This is a genomic window from Roseovarius sp. (assembly GCF_048262375.1).
GTDB lineage: Bacteria > Pseudomonadota > Alphaproteobacteria > Rhodobacterales > Rhodobacteraceae > Roseovarius.
This window is the reverse complement of sequence record NZ_JBLXFE010000013.1, coordinates 81626-97413: the sequence shown is the minus strand read 5'-3', so window position 1 is coordinate 97413 and position 15788 is coordinate 81626. Positions and strand designations below refer to the sequence as shown.

Genomic DNA, 15788 nt, shown 5'->3' with positions numbered 1-15788 from the left:
CGGGCGGGGCGATTTCAGCCACGCCGGGCGCGGGATCGGGCGGCGCGGTTTCCTGCGCCTCGGGCGGCGTGCTCTCGGGGGGCGTGTCCGGCGTAGAGGCGAGCGGCGGCGCGGCATCGCCCGGCGCGGGCGGCTCTGGTGTGTCAACATTGGCCACCGCCTCGGGGGCGCTCTGGCGCGCGATCAGGGCGGCGTAATCCTCGGTGGAAATGGTTGTGGCCTCCACCACCTCGAAGGGCGGCGGATCAGAGCGGAAAGCGCCCCCGAACAGGGCCCAGCCGATCAATGCCAGATGGCCCGCGCCTGATATGATCTGTCCGGTATTCACCAGATACGCCCCTAGCCGCCCTGCCCGTCAAGCGCCGGGCCACCGGCATCCGTTACCAGCCCGATGTTGCCAAAGCCGCCGCGATTGAGCGCCCCCATGATCTGCATCACCTCAGAATAGGGCACCGCCCCATCGGCCCGCAGAAAAATCCGGGTGCTGTCGCGTTCGGTGGCGATGGCACGCAGGCGCGCCACCAGATCGGCACGCGGCACCTCTGTGGTCTGGATCGTCACGACACCGTCGGCGGTGACGGTGACGGTCAGCGGTTCTTCTTCCTCGCTCGGCAGAGAGTTGGCGGCGGTTTTCGGCAATTCCACCGGCACGCCCACGACCATAAGCGGGGCCGCGACCATGAAGATGATCAAAAGCACCAGCATCACGTCCACGAAGGGCGTGACGTTGATCTCGGCCATCGGGCGCGAGCGGCCACGCCCGCGCCTGCGACGCCCTGAATCGCCCGATTTCTGAACGACACCCGCGCCCATGATCTAGCTGTCCAACTGACGGCTGAGAATCGTGGCGAATTCGTCGGCAAAGGCCTCGTAGCCCGCAACGATGCGGTCGGAATCGGCGCTCAGCTTGTTGTAGAAAATCACCGCCGGGATGGCCGCGATCAGGCCAAGGCCAGTGGCCAGAAGTGCCTCGGCGATGCCGGGGGCGACGACGGCGAGGTTGGTATTCTGCTGTTCCGCGATCTGGATAAAGGCATGCATGATCCCCCAGACCGTGCCGAAGAGTCCGATGAACGGCGCGGTCGATCCGACCGTTGCCAGCACCTGAAGCCCGCTTTGCAGGTCTTCGGATTCCTTGGCGATGGCCACGTCCATGCTGCGGTCGATGCGGGCGGTGGCCCCGGCAATAAGGTTGCCGTCGTTGCGGTGACTGCGCCGCCATTCCATCATGCCCGCCGCGAAGATCCTCTCGGATTGGCCGGCTGGCTCTGGTCCGATCTCATCGAAGAGACCGTCGAGCGGCTCGCCGGACCAAAAGCGACGATCAAAGATTTCGGCCTCGCGCCGCGCTTTGCGATAGATGATGATCTTTTGAACGATGATCGACCAAGCCCAGAACGAGGCCACGATCAACATGAACATCACCAGTTTGACGATAAGGGTGGCGCGCGCAAAGAGCGCCCACATGGAGAAATCCATCTCCTGTGCCAATGCCAGGGTTTCTGCTTCCATTTGCCTGCTCTTTATATGTCTGGCCGTTTTCCGGCCTTATTGCGGGGCAAACTATCCTATTTAAAAGGGGAAAGCCAACACCATCCGTGGGCTCACGCAGGTTTGAGGCGCATTTTGCGCAAGGATCAGGCGGATAATTGCCGGGGGCGGCTCAGTCTTGCGCCGAACGCAGGCGCGCGGGCAGCTTTACAGGCTTGCCCGCGCGCGTGAGACAGGCAACCGTGACCTGAGCCGTAAAGATCACATCCGCCCCACGCAGGACCCTTTGTTCCATCACAAGCCTCGCCCCGGTTTGGGTGAGGGTGCGGGTTTCGACCTCAAGCACATCATCGAGGCGGGCGGGACCAAGGTAATCGGCCTCGATGCGGCGCACTGCAAAGATGAGACCGTCGCGGTCACGCATGGCGTTCTGGTCGATGCCAAGATCGCGGACCCATGCGCTGCGCGCGCGTTCGATGAATTTCAGGTAATTGGCGTGATAGACGATCCCGCCCATATCCGTATCCTCATAATAGACGGTCACGGGAAAGACATGGGGGGCGCTGGTCACGGGGGAAGTCCTATAGATGCTGCATATGCAGCAAATCATCGACGGCCACCGCATGCAAGACTTCGAATTTCACGAGGTGGAAAATCGTCACATGCTGGGTTGTGGCGCGCAGATGCCGCCGTATATTACGCTGGATCAACTGAACGGCCCAAAAATTGCACCCGCGACGTGGTGCCTGGCCGAGGCAGAACACAGGGAGAGGGGCAGAACACGGATGGACACCGCCGCAGGATTTTTGCCGATCATCGCGGCGCTGCCGTTTCTGGGTGCCTTGTTTCCGGGGCTGATGATTCAGGCCGGGCGCAACACCTGCGCCGCCTTTACAGCCGCCCCGACGATCCTTGCGCTCACGCTCTTGTTGATCTGCGCACCTGCGGTGCTGCGCGGCGAAGTGCTGACATTTGGTATAGAGTGGTTGCCCTCGCTGGGGCTCAACGTGAATTTCATGCTGGATGGGTTGGGGCTGTTGTTTGCCGGGCTGATTCTCGGGATTGGTCTGCTGATCATTCTTTATGCGCGGTTTTACCTGTCACGCGAAGATCCGATGGGGCAGTTTTACACCTATCTGCTGCTGTTTCAGGGCGCGATGGTGGGGATTGTCCTGAGCGACAATATCCTGCTGCTGCTGGTCTTTTGGGAACTGACCTCACTGTCGTCCTTTTTGCTGATCGGGTATTGGAAGCATCTGCCCGAAGGGCGGCAGGGTGCGCGGATGGCGCTGACGGTCACGGGTCTGGGCGGGCTTGCGATGATCGCGGGCATGTTGATCCTTGGCAATATCGTCGGAAGCTATGACCTGAGCGTGATCCTGACGCAAAAGGATGCCATTCAGGCCAGTCCGATGTATCTGCCCGCTCTCATCCTGATCCTGCTCGGGTGTTTCACCAAATCGGCGCAGTTTCCATTTCATTTCTGGCTGCCGCATGCGATGGCCGCGCCCACGCCGGTTTCGGCCTATCTGCATTCGGCCACGATGGTAAAGGCGGGGCTGTTTCTCATGGCGCGGATGTGGCCGGTTCTGGCCGGCACGCCGGAATGGTTCTGGATCGTGGCCTCTACCGGGCTAATCACCATGGTGATGGCGGCCAAGATTGCCCTGTTCAAAGATGATCTGAAGGCGCTCTTGGCGTTCTCAACGGTCAGCCACTTGGGGCTGATCACCCTGCTTCTGGGACTTGGCACCAAGGCGGCGGCGGTCGTCGCGGTGTTTCACATCATCAATCACGCCACCTTCAAGGCCGCGCTCTTTATGACTGCGGGGATCGTGGATCACGAGGCGCATACCCGCGATATCAAGCGCCTTGGCGGTCTGCGGCATCTGATGCCCATCACCTTTACCATTGCCACGATTGCGGCGCTGTCGATGGCGGGGATTCCGCCGCTCAACGGCTTTCTATCCAAGGAAATGATGCTGGAAGAGGTGGCGCATACCCAATGGATAGGTCCGCATTGGATGATGGGAGCGGTGGCGACATTGGGCGCGCTGTTTTCGGTGGCCTATTCGTTCCGCTATATCGTGCATGTGTTCCTCGGACCCAAGCGCAACGATTATCCCGCCAAACCGCATGATCCGGGTTTCGGCATGTGGGCCGCGCCTGCGTTCCTGACGGTGCTGGTGATCCTGATCGGGCTGATGCCGATGACCGTTGCCGGGGATCTGGTCAAGGCGGCGGCACAGGCGGTGACGCAATCTGATCCGCATGTGAAAATCGCCCACTGGCACGGGTTGGTACCGGCCCTCTGGATGTCGGTGATCGCGGTCATCGGCGGTGCGGTGCTGTTACGCCTGCATGCGCCGCTGATGGCGATGTGGAACGCCACGCCGCGCCCCGAAGCCAAGGTGATGTTCGATGCGGTGACACGGGCGGCAACAGCGCTGAGCACTGCGCTGACTGATGGCATTCACAATGGCGCGCTGACCCGCAACGGGGCGGTGTTTGCGGTGACGGTGATCGCTGCGGGTGTTCTGGCCTATGGTGGCGGCAGCATGGCCGCGCCCACGCGCGAGACGCTGCCGATTACGGTACTGCCTGCGATTGGCTGGCTCTTGCTGGTGCTGGCGACGATCTGTCTAGTGGCCTTTCATCGCAACCGGTTCCTTGCGCTGGTGCTGATGGGGATCGTGGGCCTGATCGTGTCGATGGGCTTTGTCTATCTCTCGGCGCCGGATCTTGCGCTCACGCAGATCTCGGTCGAGGTGGTGACGATCATTCTGCTGCTTCTGGCGCTGAATTTCCTGCCACGAGAGACACCAATCGAGAGCACCGTCGCACGGCGGATGCGTGATGCGGCAATTGCGGTGGTGGGCGGCGTTGCCGTTACCGGCCTGACCTACGCCATTCTGGTGCGCGATTTCGCCGCCGAGAGCATCTCGGTCTTTCATCTGGCCAATTCCTACAAAGGCGGCGGCGGCAACAATGTGGTCAACGTGATTCTCGTGGATTTCCGGGGCTTTGATACCTATGGCGAGATCATCGTTCTGGGGATCGCAGCGCTGGTAATCTTTGCGCTGACGGAGACGGTGCTCAAGGGGCCCGGCGGCCGATGGCTGTCGAGTTGGCAAGCGGAACGCTATGCCGAGGCGGGCGACCGTCACCCGCTGATGATGGTGGTCGCCACCCGCGTGATGATGCCCATCGCGCTGATGGTCGGGGCCTATATTTTCCTGCGGGGCCATAATGCGCCGGGTGGCGGGTTTATCGCCGGTCTCATCGTGGCGATTGCGTTTCTCATGCAATACATGGCCTCTGGCTTTGCTTGGGCGGAGGCGCGGCAGCGTGTAACCTATCACGCGACCATCGGCGTGGGTGTGCTGATCGCCTCGGTTACGGGGCTGGGCGCTTGGCTGGCGGGGCGGCCGTTCCTGACGTCGGATTACGGGTATCTGTATTTCCCGCCCATCGAGAAATTCGAATGGGCCACCGCCATGGCGTTTGATACGGGCGTGTTCCTGACTGTGGTGGGGGCGGTGATGCTCGCGCTCAACAGCCTGTCGAGCATGGCGCGGCGGTCGGGTGAGACGGTCAATGTCTTCCCGATGGACATCAACCCGGCACGCAACGACGCGCCCGACGAGAAGGAGTCCTGAGATGGAACTTCTGTTTGCAAGCGCGATCGGCCTCTTGACCGCTGGCGGGATCTATCTGGTGCTGCGACTGCGCAGTTTTCCGGTGATCATCGGGATTTCCCTGCTCAGCTATGCGGTCAACCTGTTTTTGTTCGGCACCGGGCGGTTGGTGGTGAACATGCCCCCCATCTTTGACAAGAACGTGGACACCTACACCGATCCTCTGCCACAGGCGCTGGTGCTGACGGCGATCGTGATTTCCTTTGGCATGACAGCGGTGGTGGTGATGATGGCCCTGGGATCGTTTCTTTCGTCGCGCGATGACACCGTGAATATCGGCCCCGAGACGCCGCCCGAGCAGGAGAGTGAGGCATGAGCCACTGGATTATTGCACCGATCGTGCTGCCGGCGGTGCTGGCCGCGATCCTGACGTTGACGATGCGCTATCATCCGGCCTTGCAGCGGGTGTTTTCCATCGGCGGGGTTGCGACGGTGCTGGCGGTGGCGATTGGCCTGACGGCTCAGGCAGCCACGGGTGCCATCGAGGTTTATGAGCTGGGCAATTGGCCCGCGCCTTTTGGCATCGTGCTGGTGCTGGACCGATTGTCGGCATTGATGGTGCTGGTGACGGCGGTGCTGGCGCTCATTGTGCTGCTCTATGCGGTGGGCGCCGGATGGGATCAGCGCGGCAATAATTTCCACGCGCTCTATCAGTTTCAGTTGATGGGGATCTTTGGCGCGTTTCTGACCGGCGATGCCTTTAACCTGTTCGTCTTTTTCGAAGTGCTGCTGATTGCCTCTTATGGCCTGATGATCCACGGCGGCGGGCGCCGCAGGCTCAAGGCCGGTGTGCAATATGTGATCTACAACCTGCTTGGCTCGACCCTGTTTCTCTTTGCGCTTGGCACGCTCTATGCGGTGACGGGCACGCTCAACATGGCCGATCTGGCGGTGCGGGCGGCGGAAATTCCGGTCGAGGATGGGGCGCTGTTGCGCGTGGGTGCCGTTTTGTTGCTCTTGGTCTTTGCGATCAAGGCCGCGCTTTTGCCGCTGCATTTCTGGCTGCCGGAAACCTATGCCGAGGCCCCGGCCCCGGTGGCGGCACTCTTTGCGATCATGACCAAAGTGGGTGCCTATGCGATCCTGCGGATGTATACGCTGGTCTTTGGTCCCGATCTGGGGGCGACCGCTGATCTGATTGATCAGCTGTTGATTTATGCGGCATTGATCACGCTGGTGGCAGGGATGGTTGGCATTCTGGGTGCCAAGCGTCTTGGGCGTCTGGCAGCCTTTGCCGCCATCGGGTCGATGGGCACGCTGCTGATTGCGCTGTCCGGGTTCCGGCCCGAGACGACGGCGGCGGCGCTTTATTACATGATCCATTCGACGCTGGCCGGGGCGCTGTTGTTCCTTGTGGTCGATCTGGTGCGCGAGCGGCGCGGACCGATGGGTGGCGCGATGCAGCCCGGACCGCGTCTGGCGCAGCATGGGATGATTGCCGCGCTCTTCTTTGGGTCGGCGATCGCCACGGCAGGGATGCCGCCGCTGTCGGGATTTGTCGGCAAGCTGCTTATTCTCGACGCGGTGCGCAGCATGGACGAGGTCTGGCTGATCTGGGCAGTCATCCTTGGCACCTCTTTGGTGGCAATTATAGGAATGGCACAGGCGGGCAGCGTCGTGTTCTGGAAACTCGCCCCCGAAACCGGCGAGGAACCGGCCCCCGCACCGCAGCCCGCGCTGCCACTGGTGGCCTGTTTCGCGATGCTGAGCGGGATCGTGGCGCTGTCGGTGCTGGCCGGTCCGATCATGGGCTATATTGACGCCACGGCCATGCAATTGCACGCGCCCGAGGGATATATCGCCGCCGTGCTGAACGGTGGTTGAGGGAGGAAAGACGATGCTGCGCAAGATCCTGCCCCATCCATACCTGACGCTGACCCTGATCGTGGTCTGGCAGATGCTGGTGAACAAGCTGACCTTTGGCAATCTGGTGCTGGGGGCGATCCTCGGGTTAATCATCCCGGTCATCACCTCGCCCTATTGGCCCAACCGTCCAAGGCTGTCGAGCCTGCCCCGGATCGTGGAATTCGTGCTGGTCGTGCTGTGGGATATTTGCGTGGCCAATGTGCAGGTGGCGATGATCATCCTGTTCAAGACCAATGCCAACACCAAGCCCGCGTGGATCACCATCCCGCTGGAGCTGCGGACGCCTGAGGCGATCACGGTGTTGGCGGGCACGATCACCATGACGCCGGGCACGATATCGAGCGATTTGTCGGCGGATGGTCGCAGCCTGCTTGTGCATTGTCTGGACGCGCCCGATCCCGATGCGGTACGCGACGACATCAAGGCACGCTATGAACGTCGGCTCATGGAGATTTTCGAATGATCGAATATGCGCTCTTTTTTGCCTTTGGCTGTTTCGGGCTGGGCCTGTTGCTGAACATCTTTCGGGTGATCAGTTCGCCCACCGTTGGCGACCGAATTCTGGCGCTCGATACGATGGTGGTGAACATGATCGCGCTTTTGGCGCTGTTTGGCATCTATAAGGGCACGACGGTCTATTTCGAGGCGTCGATGATCATCGCCATGACCGGCTTTATCTCGACTGTTTCATACACGCGCTTTTTGCTGCGCGGCGATATCATCGAATAAGGGGCGGATCATGGTTGTTGAGATTCTCATTTCGGTCTGCCTCGTGATCAGCGGTGTGTTTGGCTTGGTCGGCTCGTTCGGTATGATCAAACTACCGGACCCGATGATGCGGCTGCATGCGCCCACCAAGGCCACGACGCTGGGCGTGGGGGGGGCGTTGGCCGCCTCTATGCTCTATTTCTATTTTGTCGTGGGGCAATTTTCGTTTCACGAGCTGATGATCGTGCTCTTTCTGTTCCTGACCGCGCCGATCACCGGGCACTTTATCGCCAAGACGCATCTGCACCTGCAGCACAAGGCCAGCGATCTGCCGCCGACCGGGACGGAACGCCCTTGGGCCAGTTATGAGAGCGACGCCGAGCGGGCCGAGATTGAAGCGGCAGCGGCAGAGGAAACGCAGCAGGGGTAAGACCTTGATTGGCCTTGCGGCAGGCCGCGCGCCAAGCGGTGCGCAGCGCGGGGCAGAGCCGCGACACTCAGCCAAAGGCCAAGATCAGCCCAGCCGCGCACCCGTCGCCTTGTCAAAGAGGTGCATGTTGTCCGGTGCAATCGAGAGGCGCATCGCGGCCCCGCCCTGTCCCACCGTATGCACCCCCGGCAAGCTGGCAGTAAAATTCTGACCCGTGCCAAGTTTACCATGCAAAAGCGTGTTGGCGCCCAAGGGCTCTGCCAACAAGACCTGCAGCGCAATCGGGCCTTGGGGATCGGGCACGAGATGCTCGGGTCTGAGCCCGAGCATGACCGGGCCGATATGGTCTGTGGGGTTCGGCAGGCGCATGTCGCCAAGACAGAGCGCACCGTCGCGCCCTTCGACCTCCAGCACATTCATCGACGGGCTGCCGATGAACTGCGCGGCAAAGAGCGTGGCGGGGCGCTCGTAGACATCTAGCGGCGTGCCGATCTGTTCAGCGCGGCCTGCGTTCATCACGATCATCCGGTCGGCCATGGTCATCGCCTCGACCTGATCATGGGTGACATAGAGCGCGGTGATGCCCAGCTTGGCCTGTAATTCGCGGATTTCGAGCCGCATCTGCACCCGCAGTTTGGCATCGAGATTGGAGAGCGGTTCGTCAAAGAGGAACACCGAAGGCGCGCGCACAATGGCGCGGCCCATGGCGACACGCTGGCGTTGACCGCCCGAAAGCTGCCGGGGTTTGCGGTCCAGCAATTCGGTCAGTTGCAGGAGTTTGGCGGCGTCCTGAACCTTGGCGGCAATCTCTGCCTTGGGCAGGCCCGCGATCTTGAGTCCATAGCCCATATTCTGCGCCACGCTCATATGCGGGTAGAGCGCGTAATTCTGGAACACCATGGCAATGTCACGGTCCATCGGTTCGAGGTCATTGGCGCGGCGGTCGCCGATGCGCAATTCGCCCTCGGTTATCGTTTCGAGACCCGCGACCATGCGCAGAAGGGTGGATTTGCCGCAGCCCGACGGGCCAACAATGACGATGAATTCCCCATCCGCAACGTCGAGCGAAACGCCCTTGATCACCTCGGTCTGGCCAAAGCGTTTCTGGATATTATTGAGCGCTACGGTTGCCATATCGTCTATTTCTCACTGTCCACGAGGCCACGGATAAAGAGTTTCTGCATCGAGATGACCACCACCACCGGCGGGATCATCGCAAGGATCGAGGTGGCCATGATCACCGGCCATTCGGCCACGTCATCGCCGCTTGGGAACATCTGGCGAATGCCCATCACGATGGTGTTCATCGACGGATCGGTGGTGATCAGCAGCGGCCAGAGGTATTGATTCCACCCGTAGATGAACAGGATCACGAAGAGCGCCGCGATATTGGTGCGGCTCATCGGCAAGAGAATGTCCCAGAAGAACTGCATCGGGCTGGCCCCATCAACGCGCGCCGCCTCGGCCAATTCATCCGGCACGGTGAGAAAGAACTGACGAAAGAGAAAGGTCGCGGTGGCCGAAGCGATCAGTGGAAAGATTAGCCCCTGATAGCTGTTGAGCATGCCAAAACCTGCGATCACCTCGTAAGTGGGCACGATGCGCACCTCGACAGGCAACATCAGCGTCAAAAAGATCAGCCAAAAGAACAGGTTGCGCCCCGGAAAGCGAAAATAGACGATAGCAAAGGCCGAGGTGAGCGATATGATGATCTTGCCCACGGCAATGCCCACTGCCATGACCATGGAATTGCCCAGCATGGTCAGTACCGGCACGTTGACGCCCGAAAAGAGGGCTGCGGTGTAGTTCTTGATCAGTTGGTCGCCCGGCCAGAGCGGCATCGGCGGACGCACGATTTCGGGTTGCGTGACGGTCGATGCGACAAAGGCCAGCCAGATCGGAAAAAAGATCACCAAGACGCCGGCGATCATCGCGAGATGCGTGAGCCAGAGACCGAACCCGCGTTTTTCGACCATGCCTGTGATCTCGGTCGCCATCAGTAGTGCACCCGTTTTTCAATGAATTTGAACTGCAGCACGGTGAGCAAGCCCACGACCAACAGGAGGATCACCGATTGCGCTGCGGAGGAGCCGAGATCCTGGCCTACAAAGCCATCGGAGAACACCTTGTAGACAAGGATGGTGGTGGCTTGTTGCGGGCCACCGGCGGTGATGGTGTGGATCACGCCAAAGGTCTCGAAGAAGGCGTAGACGATGTTGACCACCAGCAGAAAGAACGTGGTCGGTGACAGGAGCGGCAGAACGATGCTGAAGAAGCGCCGCCAGAACCGTGCACCGTCGATGGCGGCGGCCTCGATGATCGAGCGCGGTACGGCCTGAAGGGCGGCAAAGAAGAAAAGGAAATTGTAACTGATGCGCCCCCAAGCAGAGGCAGCGACGACCAATCCCATCGCTTCGGCCTCGTTCAGGACATGGTTCCAGTCATAGCCCAATTGTCCCAGATACCACGCCACCACGCCCACCCGCGTGTTGAACATGAACATCCACAGCACCCCCGCGATCGCCGGAGCCACGGCATAGGGCCAGATCAGCAGCGTGCGATAGGCACCCGCCGATTTCACCAGCCGGTCGGCCATGACCGCCAGAAACAGGGCCGGGATCATTGACGCGAGTGTCACCAGTGTGGAGAAAACTGCGGTCGTGACGAAGGACGCCCGGTAATAACGATCCCCGAGCAAATATTCGAAATTCCCCAACCCCACAAATTGTGACGAGAGACCGAATGGATCGGCAACGAAGAGCGATTGCCACACCGCCTGCCCCGCGGGATAGAAGAAGAACACCGCAGAGATGAACACTTGCGGGGCAATCAGCAGGAGCGGCAGAAGCCAGCCTTTGAAGGTGACACGTTTTTCCATACGCGGTTGGGGGGCCGGTTGCCCGGCCCCCGCCCTATCTCAACGGCTGGCCTGCTCGAACCGGCGCAAGAGTTGGTTGCCACGTTCCACGGCGGTATCCAGCGCCGCCTGCGCATCCTTGTCGCCGGACCAGACGGCCTCCAGCTCTTCGTCGATAATCGCGCGAATCTGGTCGAAGGAGCCAAGGCGCAAGCCCTTGGAATTCTCGGTCGGCTCCTTGGCGGTCATCTGCTTGATAGCCACATCGGTGCCGGGATTGGCCTCGTAGAAGCCTTGGGCGCGGGTCAGCTCGGCTGCCGCCATCGTGATCGGCAGATAGCCGGTGTTCTGGTGCCATTTGGCCTGAATCTCGGGCGAGGAGAGGAAGTTCATGAAGGCCGCGACGGCCTTGTACTCTTCCGCGTCATGCCCCCCCATAACCCAGAGCGACGCGCCACCGATGATGGTGTTCTGCGGTGCGCCGTCCGCACCGTCCCAATAGGGCAGCGGGCGGATCTGGAAATCGAATTGCGCCTCGGCCTTTACCCCGGCATAGCCGGCCGAGCTTTCGGTGAAGAGGGCGCAGCTTCCGGCACGGAAATTGGCACCCGCCTCGTTGCGGCGTCCGGCATAGATGAATTTTCCGTCCTGTGCCCATTCGCCCAGCTTGGAAATATGCTGCACCTGAAGCGGGCCGTTGAAAACCAGTTCGGTATCCAGCCCGTCAAAGCCATTGGCCTGCGTGGCGAAGGGAACGTTGTGATAGGCGGAGAAACTCTCAAGATGCACCCAGCTCTGCCAAGAGGTGGTATAGGGGCAGGCGTGACCTGCATCCTTGAGTTTGCCAAGCACCGCATCAACGTTCTGCCATGTGCTGAGATCGGTATCGGGGTCGATCCCTGCGCCGTTCAGCGCGTCTCGGTTCACATAGAGAACCTGAGTCGAGGAGTTGTAAGGCAGTGACAGCATCTGACCTTCGGAGGTGGTGTAATAGCCGGTGACCGCGGCGAGATAGGCCTCTGGGTCGAAGGGCAGACCAGAGTCCGCCATGACCTCATAGACCGGTTTGATCGCGCCCTTGGCGGCCATCATGCTGGCGGTGCCGACCTCGAACACCTGAAGGATATGCGGCTGTTCACCGGCGCGAAAGGCGGCAATCCCGGCATTGAGCGCCTCGGAATAGTTGCCCTTTGGGGTGGCCGTAACCTTGTAATCGCTCTGACCTGCGTTGAAACCTGCGACCTGTTCATCCAGCAATTCGGCCAGACGCCCCGTAAAGGCGTGCCAGAATTGAATCTCGGTTTGAGCGGTGGCGGTGAGCGGCGCTAGCGCCGTGGTTGCGGCGAGCAAAGCGCCAAAAGCGAGTTTATACATGTGATCCTCTCCCTGTGAAGCGCGTGTCCGGATCATTCCGCCCGGTCGCGTCCTGCGCAGTCAAGCTACACGTAAAACGAGAACAGGCAACCGTGGTAACGGCTGCCTGTGCAAATTTCACCAAACTGTTATAATGTGCCTCAGCCCAGTGTAATGGGTGTCACCAGCCCTTGATCACGCGCGAGTTTGGCCGCGACAGAGGCAACGGCGAGGTCCTGAAGCCCAACGCCAGTGCCATCGAAGACGGTGATTTCCGTCTCGGATGCGCGGCCCGCATGGGTGCCGTTGATGACAGCGCCGATGGGGGTGATGTCGGTCTCGGCAATCAGGCCCTGTGCCACTGCATGCTGTGCTTCGCCAATGCTGATCGACTGAGCGATCTCGTCGGCAAAGACGGTGGCACGGGTAAAGAGCCCCGGATCGACCTCTTGCTTGCCCTTGGTGTCAGTGCCCATGCAGGCGATATGCGTGCCGGGTTTGACCCAGTCGGCCATCATCAGCGGCTCGAACGCAGAGGTGATCGTGATGATCACGTCGGCCTGCGCGCCCAGTTCTTCTTGGGTCACCGCCTCGAACGCCAGCCCCAATTCCTCGGCCACGGCGCCAAGACGCGGCAGCATGTCGGGGTGCGGGTTCCACGCCACGACCTTTTCAAAGGCGCGCTGTTCAACGGCGGCGCGCAACTGAAAGGTGGATTGGTGGCCCGCGCCGACCATGCCCAGCACCTTGGAGTCCTCACGCGCCAGATGCGCGATCGAGACAGAGCTAGAGGCCGCCGTGCGGATAGCGGTCAGGTAATTGCCCCCCACCAGTGCCGAAAGCCGCCCGGTATCGGGATCGAACAGGAACACGGTGGACTGGTGGTTGGTCAGCCCCTTGTCCATGTTGCCCGGCCAATAGCCCCCGGCCTTGAGCCCGAGCGACAGGCCGGAGCGGTCAAACCCGCCCTTGAAGCCATAGAGCGCATCAGCGTGGCCGATGGCCTCGCGGACCACCGGAAAGTTATAGGCATCGCCGCGCGCCATGGCGGCAAACACCGCCTCGACCGCGCCAAAGGCATCCGCCCGGCTGATGATTTTCTGGCAGATTTCCTCGCCGACGATCACGAAACCGTCGGCGGACACTTCGTTTTGGGTATTCATCATGCCAGCCCTTAGTAGGCCCGGCCGCGCGCCGAGACCGGCCACACAGTTTCGACCTTGCCGTTCCGCACGCCAACATACCAGTCATGCACGTTGCAGGTCGGATCGCAGTGACCGGGCACAAGGCGCAGCTTGTCGTTGACCTTGAGTGCGCCCTTGGGATCGGAGACGACGCCATGTTCGTCCGAGCATTTGACGTATTCCACATCATCGCGACCGAACACGACCGGAAGGCCGGAATCCACGGATTGCGCCTTGAGGCCGGCATCCACGATGGCCTTGTCCGCCTTGGCGTGGCTCATGACAGAGGTCAGGATGAAGAGCGCGTTTTCCCACTCGCCCTGATCAATCCGCTTGCCGTCCTTGTCGAGGATGCGGCCATAATCGGCATCCATGAAGGCGTAGGAGCCGCACTGAAGCTCGTTGTAGACGCCCGAATCGCCCTCGAAATAATAGCTGCCGGTACCGCCGCCGCCGACGATGTCGCACTCCAGCCCTTCGGCCTTGAGCGCATCAACGGCATCCTTGACCTGCGCCACGGCGAGGTCGATCTTGGCTTTGCGGTCCTCATATTTATCCATGTGCTGCATCGCGCCCTGATAGGCCTGAATGCCAGCGAACTTGAGGCCCGGTGCCGCATCAATCGCCTTGGCAATCTCAACCACGGCGGGGGTGGTGGTCACACCGCAGCGGCCCGCGCCACAGTCGATTTCCACGAGACATTCGATCTGGGTGCCATGCTTTTGCGCCGCGGCCGACAGATCCGCCACATTGGCCAGATCATCAACACAGCAGATGGTGCGCGCGCCCAGTTTCGGCATGCGCGCCAGACGGTCGATCTTGGCGGGGTCACGGACCTGATTGGAGACCAGAACATCCTTGATGCCGCCGCGGGCGAACACCTCGGCCTCACTGACCTTTTGACAGCAAACACCGCAGGAGCCGCCAAGGCTTTCCTGCAGGAGGGCGACATCGACGGATTTGTGCATCTTGCCGTGGACGCGGTGGCGCACGCCATGTGCCTTGGCCCAATCACCCATCTTCTTGATGTTGCGTTCCAGCGCGTCGAGATCGAGCACGAGGCACGGCGTCTGGATTTCGGATTCGTCCATGCCCGGCAGGGCGGGAATGTCATAGCCCACTTCGTAGGCGTCGAGATTGATCGTGTCTTTCATCGGAAGTCCTCCCAGAATTCGGGTTGTTTGGTTGCGGCGCGCGATGATCACACACCCTAGAGACGTGGTCACTTAATCCAAGGCAGCGTGTCGAGATCGACATTGCCACCCGTGACGATCACGCCGACGCGTTTACCGGCGAAAACTTCGCGGTTTTTGAGGATGGTGGCAAGGGGCACGGCGCTGCTGGCCTCCATCACGATCTTCATCCGCTTCCAGATGAGCTTCATCGCCTCAACGATTTCGTCTTCGCTGGCGGTCAGAATGTCTGTCACATTGTGGCTGACAAAATGCCAGGTGTTTTCCTTGAGCGGCACCTTGAGGCCATCGGCCACGGTCTCGGGCGCGTCATCGGCGATGATATGCCCCGCCTTGAAGCTGCGATAGGCATCGTCGGCCTGTTCCGGTTCAGCGGCGTAGATTTTGACATGCGGCGCCAGATTAGAGAGCGTCAGACAGGTGCCAGACACCATGCCGCCGCCGCCGATGGGGGCGACCACGCCGTCAAGCCCGTCAACCTGTTCGAGCAATTCCAGCGAACAGGTGGCCTGCCCGGTGATCACGCGCAGGTCGTTATAGGGGTGCACGAATTCCGCGCCCGTTTCGGCCTGCACTTTGGCGAAGACCTCTTCGCGGCTCGTCGTTGACGGCTCGCATTCGGTGATGATGCCGCCATAACCACGCACCGCATCCTTTTTCGCCTGCGGGGCGGTGCGGGGCATGACCACATGACAAGGAATACCCCGCCGACCAGCGGCATAGCTGAGCGACAGTGCGTGATTGCCAGAGCTATGCGTCGCCACACCCATCCTGGCCATCTCATCGGTCAGACCGAACACAGCGTTGGAGGCGCCGCGCACCTTAAAGGCGCCTGCCTTTTGAAAGTTCTCGCATTTGAAGAACAGTTCTGCCCCGGTAAGCTCGTTCAGAAAGGACGAGGTCAGCACCGGGGTACGGTGGATATACGGTTTGATCCGCTCGTGCGCGACGCGCACGTCGTCGATCGTCAGGTCGCTCGGGCTACGTTGATCCAACATTTATTCTTCC

The 15788-nt window shown here is 60.9% G+C and carries 16 protein-coding genes and 1 pseudogene; 6 read left to right on the top strand and 11 right to left on the bottom strand.

Going from position 1 to position 15788, the window contains the following annotated elements; genetic code table 11:
- From ACN0SW_RS14465 to ybgC, 4 genes and pseudogenes are all read right to left on the bottom strand, one after another.
- A pseudogene (locus ACN0SW_RS14465) lies at nt 1–328 on the bottom strand (energy transducer TonB); the annotation flags it as partial.
- A gap of 11 nt (nt 329–339) precedes the next feature.
- Entirely contained in the window at nt 340–813 is a 474-nt protein-coding gene (gene tolR / locus ACN0SW_RS14460) for a protein TolR (RefSeq protein ID WP_417728628.1), read from the bottom strand.
- A gap of 3 nt (nt 814–816) precedes the next feature.
- Nucleotides 817–1512: a protein TolQ gene (gene tolQ, locus ACN0SW_RS14455; RefSeq protein ID WP_417728627.1), complete on the bottom strand. Its 696-nt coding sequence runs from the start codon at nt 1510–1512 to the stop codon at nt 817–819.
- 151 nt (nt 1513–1663) lie between these two features.
- Nucleotides 1664–2101, bottom strand: coding sequence for a tol-pal system-associated acyl-CoA thioesterase (gene ybgC, locus ACN0SW_RS14450; RefSeq protein WP_417728626.1), 438 nt, complete (start codon nt 2099–2101; stop codon nt 1664–1666).
- Nucleotides 2102–2276: 175 nt separating this feature from the next.
- On the opposite strand from ybgC, the gene ACN0SW_RS14445 reads away from it, so the two are divergent.
- From ACN0SW_RS14445 to ACN0SW_RS14420, 6 genes are read left to right on the top strand one after another with little or no spacing between them, the layout of a single operon-like run.
- Entirely contained in the window at nt 2277–5150 is a 2874-nt protein-coding gene (locus ACN0SW_RS14445) for a monovalent cation/H+ antiporter subunit A (protein ID WP_417728636.1), read from the top strand.
- Nucleotide 5151: 1 nt separating this feature from the next.
- The gene (locus ACN0SW_RS14440) at nt 5152–5505 is read left to right on the top strand and encodes a Na+/H+ antiporter subunit C (RefSeq protein WP_417728625.1); all 354 of its coding nucleotides are present in this window, start codon (nt 5152–5154) and stop codon (nt 5503–5505) included.
- Nucleotides 5502–7013, top strand: a complete 1512-nt coding sequence (locus ACN0SW_RS14435; RefSeq protein WP_417728624.1) for a monovalent cation/H+ antiporter subunit D — start codon at nt 5502–5504, stop codon at nt 7011–7013. The genes ACN0SW_RS14440 and ACN0SW_RS14435 overlap by 4 nt, the downstream gene beginning before the upstream one ends.
- 13 nt (nt 7014–7026) lie before the next feature.
- A complete protein-coding gene (locus ACN0SW_RS14430) occupies nt 7027–7518 on the top strand; it encodes a Na+/H+ antiporter subunit E (protein WP_417728623.1) in 492 nt (163 codons plus the stop codon).
- Entirely contained in the window at nt 7515–7784 is a 270-nt protein-coding gene (locus ACN0SW_RS14425) for a K+/H+ antiporter subunit F (RefSeq protein WP_417728622.1), read from the top strand. Before ACN0SW_RS14430 ends, ACN0SW_RS14425 begins: the two co-directional genes overlap by 4 nt.
- Before the next feature lie 10 nt (nt 7785–7794).
- The gene (locus ACN0SW_RS14420; RefSeq protein WP_417728621.1) at nt 7795–8193 is read left to right on the top strand and encodes a Na+/H+ antiporter subunit G; all 399 of its coding nucleotides are present in this window, start codon (nt 7795–7797) and stop codon (nt 8191–8193) included.
- A gap of 84 nt (nt 8194–8277) precedes the next feature.
- On the opposite strand, the gene ACN0SW_RS14415 is transcribed toward ACN0SW_RS14420, so the two are convergent.
- The 7 genes from ACN0SW_RS14415 to bhcB all read right to left on the bottom strand — a co-directional run bounded on the left by ACN0SW_RS14415 (nt 8278) and on the right by bhcB (nt 15778).
- Nucleotides 8278–9327 carry an ABC transporter ATP-binding protein gene (locus tag ACN0SW_RS14415; protein WP_417728620.1) on the bottom strand — a complete coding sequence of 350 codons (1050 nt, stop codon included), beginning with the start codon at nt 9325–9327 and terminating at the stop codon, nt 8278–8280.
- 5 nt (nt 9328–9332) lie between these two features.
- Nucleotides 9333–10169, bottom strand: coding sequence for a sn-glycerol-3-phosphate ABC transporter permease UgpE (gene ugpE, locus ACN0SW_RS14410; protein ID WP_417728635.1), 837 nt, complete (start codon nt 10167–10169; stop codon nt 9333–9335).
- 20 nt (nt 10170–10189) lie between these two features.
- Nucleotides 10190–11071, bottom strand: coding sequence for a sn-glycerol-3-phosphate ABC transporter permease UgpA (ugpA, locus tag ACN0SW_RS14405; RefSeq protein WP_417728619.1), 882 nt, complete (start codon nt 11069–11071; stop codon nt 10190–10192).
- Between the two features lie 39 nt (nt 11072–11110).
- The gene (ugpB, locus tag ACN0SW_RS14400) at nt 11111–12424 is read right to left on the bottom strand and encodes a sn-glycerol-3-phosphate ABC transporter substrate-binding protein UgpB (protein WP_417728618.1); all 1314 of its coding nucleotides are present in this window, start codon (nt 12422–12424) and stop codon (nt 11111–11113) included.
- Nucleotides 12425–12564: 140 nt separating this feature from the next.
- Entirely contained in the window at nt 12565–13569 is a 1005-nt protein-coding gene (gene bhcD / locus ACN0SW_RS14395; RefSeq protein ID WP_417728617.1) for an iminosuccinate reductase BhcD, read from the bottom strand.
- Between the two features lie 8 nt (nt 13570–13577).
- A complete protein-coding gene (gene bhcC / locus ACN0SW_RS14390; protein WP_417728616.1) occupies nt 13578–14741 on the bottom strand; it encodes a 3-hydroxy-D-aspartate aldolase BhcC in 1164 nt (387 codons plus the stop codon).
- Between the two features lie 68 nt (nt 14742–14809).
- Nucleotides 14810–15778: a beta-hydroxyaspartate dehydratase BhcB gene (gene bhcB / locus ACN0SW_RS14385; RefSeq protein WP_417728615.1), complete on the bottom strand. Its 969-nt coding sequence runs from the start codon at nt 15776–15778 to the stop codon at nt 14810–14812.
- Nucleotides 15779–15788: the final 10 nt, after the last annotated feature.

Coding starts and splice junctions, on each gene's coding strand:
- ybgC (WP_417728626.1), bottom strand. CDS start 2,101: ATGATTTGCTGCATATGCAGCATCTATAGGACTTCCCCCGTGACCAGC.
- bhcB (WP_417728615.1), bottom strand. CDS start 15,778: ATGTTGGATCAACGTAGCCCGAGCGACCTGACGATCGACGACGTGCGC.
- tolQ (WP_417728627.1), bottom strand. CDS start 1,512: ATGGAAGCAGAAACCCTGGCATTGGCACAGGAGATGGATTTCTCCATG.
- tolR (WP_417728628.1), bottom strand. CDS start 813: ATGGGCGCGGGTGTCGTTCAGAAATCGGGCGATTCAGGGCGTCGCAGG.
- bhcC (WP_417728616.1), bottom strand. CDS start 14,741: ATGAAAGACACGATCAATCTCGACGCCTACGAAGTGGGCTATGACATT.
- ACN0SW_RS14415 (WP_417728620.1), bottom strand. CDS start 9,327: ATGGCAACCGTAGCGCTCAATAATATCCAGAAACGCTTTGGCCAGACC.
- ACN0SW_RS14440 (WP_417728625.1), top strand. CDS start 5,152: ATGGAACTTCTGTTTGCAAGCGCGATCGGCCTCTTGACCGCTGGCGGG.
- ugpE (WP_417728635.1), bottom strand. CDS start 10,169: ATGGTCGAAAAACGCGGGTTCGGTCTCTGGCTCACGCATCTCGCGATG.
- ACN0SW_RS14445 (WP_417728636.1), top strand. CDS start 2,277: ATGGACACCGCCGCAGGATTTTTGCCGATCATCGCGGCGCTGCCGTTT.
- ugpA (WP_417728619.1), bottom strand. CDS start 11,071: ATGGAAAAACGTGTCACCTTCAAAGGCTGGCTTCTGCCGCTCCTGCTG.
- ACN0SW_RS14435 (WP_417728624.1), top strand. CDS start 5,502: ATGAGCCACTGGATTATTGCACCGATCGTGCTGCCGGCGGTGCTGGCC.
- ACN0SW_RS14425 (WP_417728622.1), top strand. CDS start 7,515: ATGATCGAATATGCGCTCTTTTTTGCCTTTGGCTGTTTCGGGCTGGGC.
- ugpB (WP_417728618.1), bottom strand. CDS start 12,424: ATGTATAAACTCGCTTTTGGCGCTTTGCTCGCCGCAACCACGGCGCTA.
- ACN0SW_RS14430 (WP_417728623.1), top strand. CDS start 7,027: ATGCTGCGCAAGATCCTGCCCCATCCATACCTGACGCTGACCCTGATC.
- bhcD (WP_417728617.1), bottom strand. CDS start 13,569: ATGATGAATACCCAAAACGAAGTGTCCGCCGACGGTTTCGTGATCGTC.
- ACN0SW_RS14420 (WP_417728621.1), top strand. CDS start 7,795: ATGGTTGTTGAGATTCTCATTTCGGTCTGCCTCGTGATCAGCGGTGTG.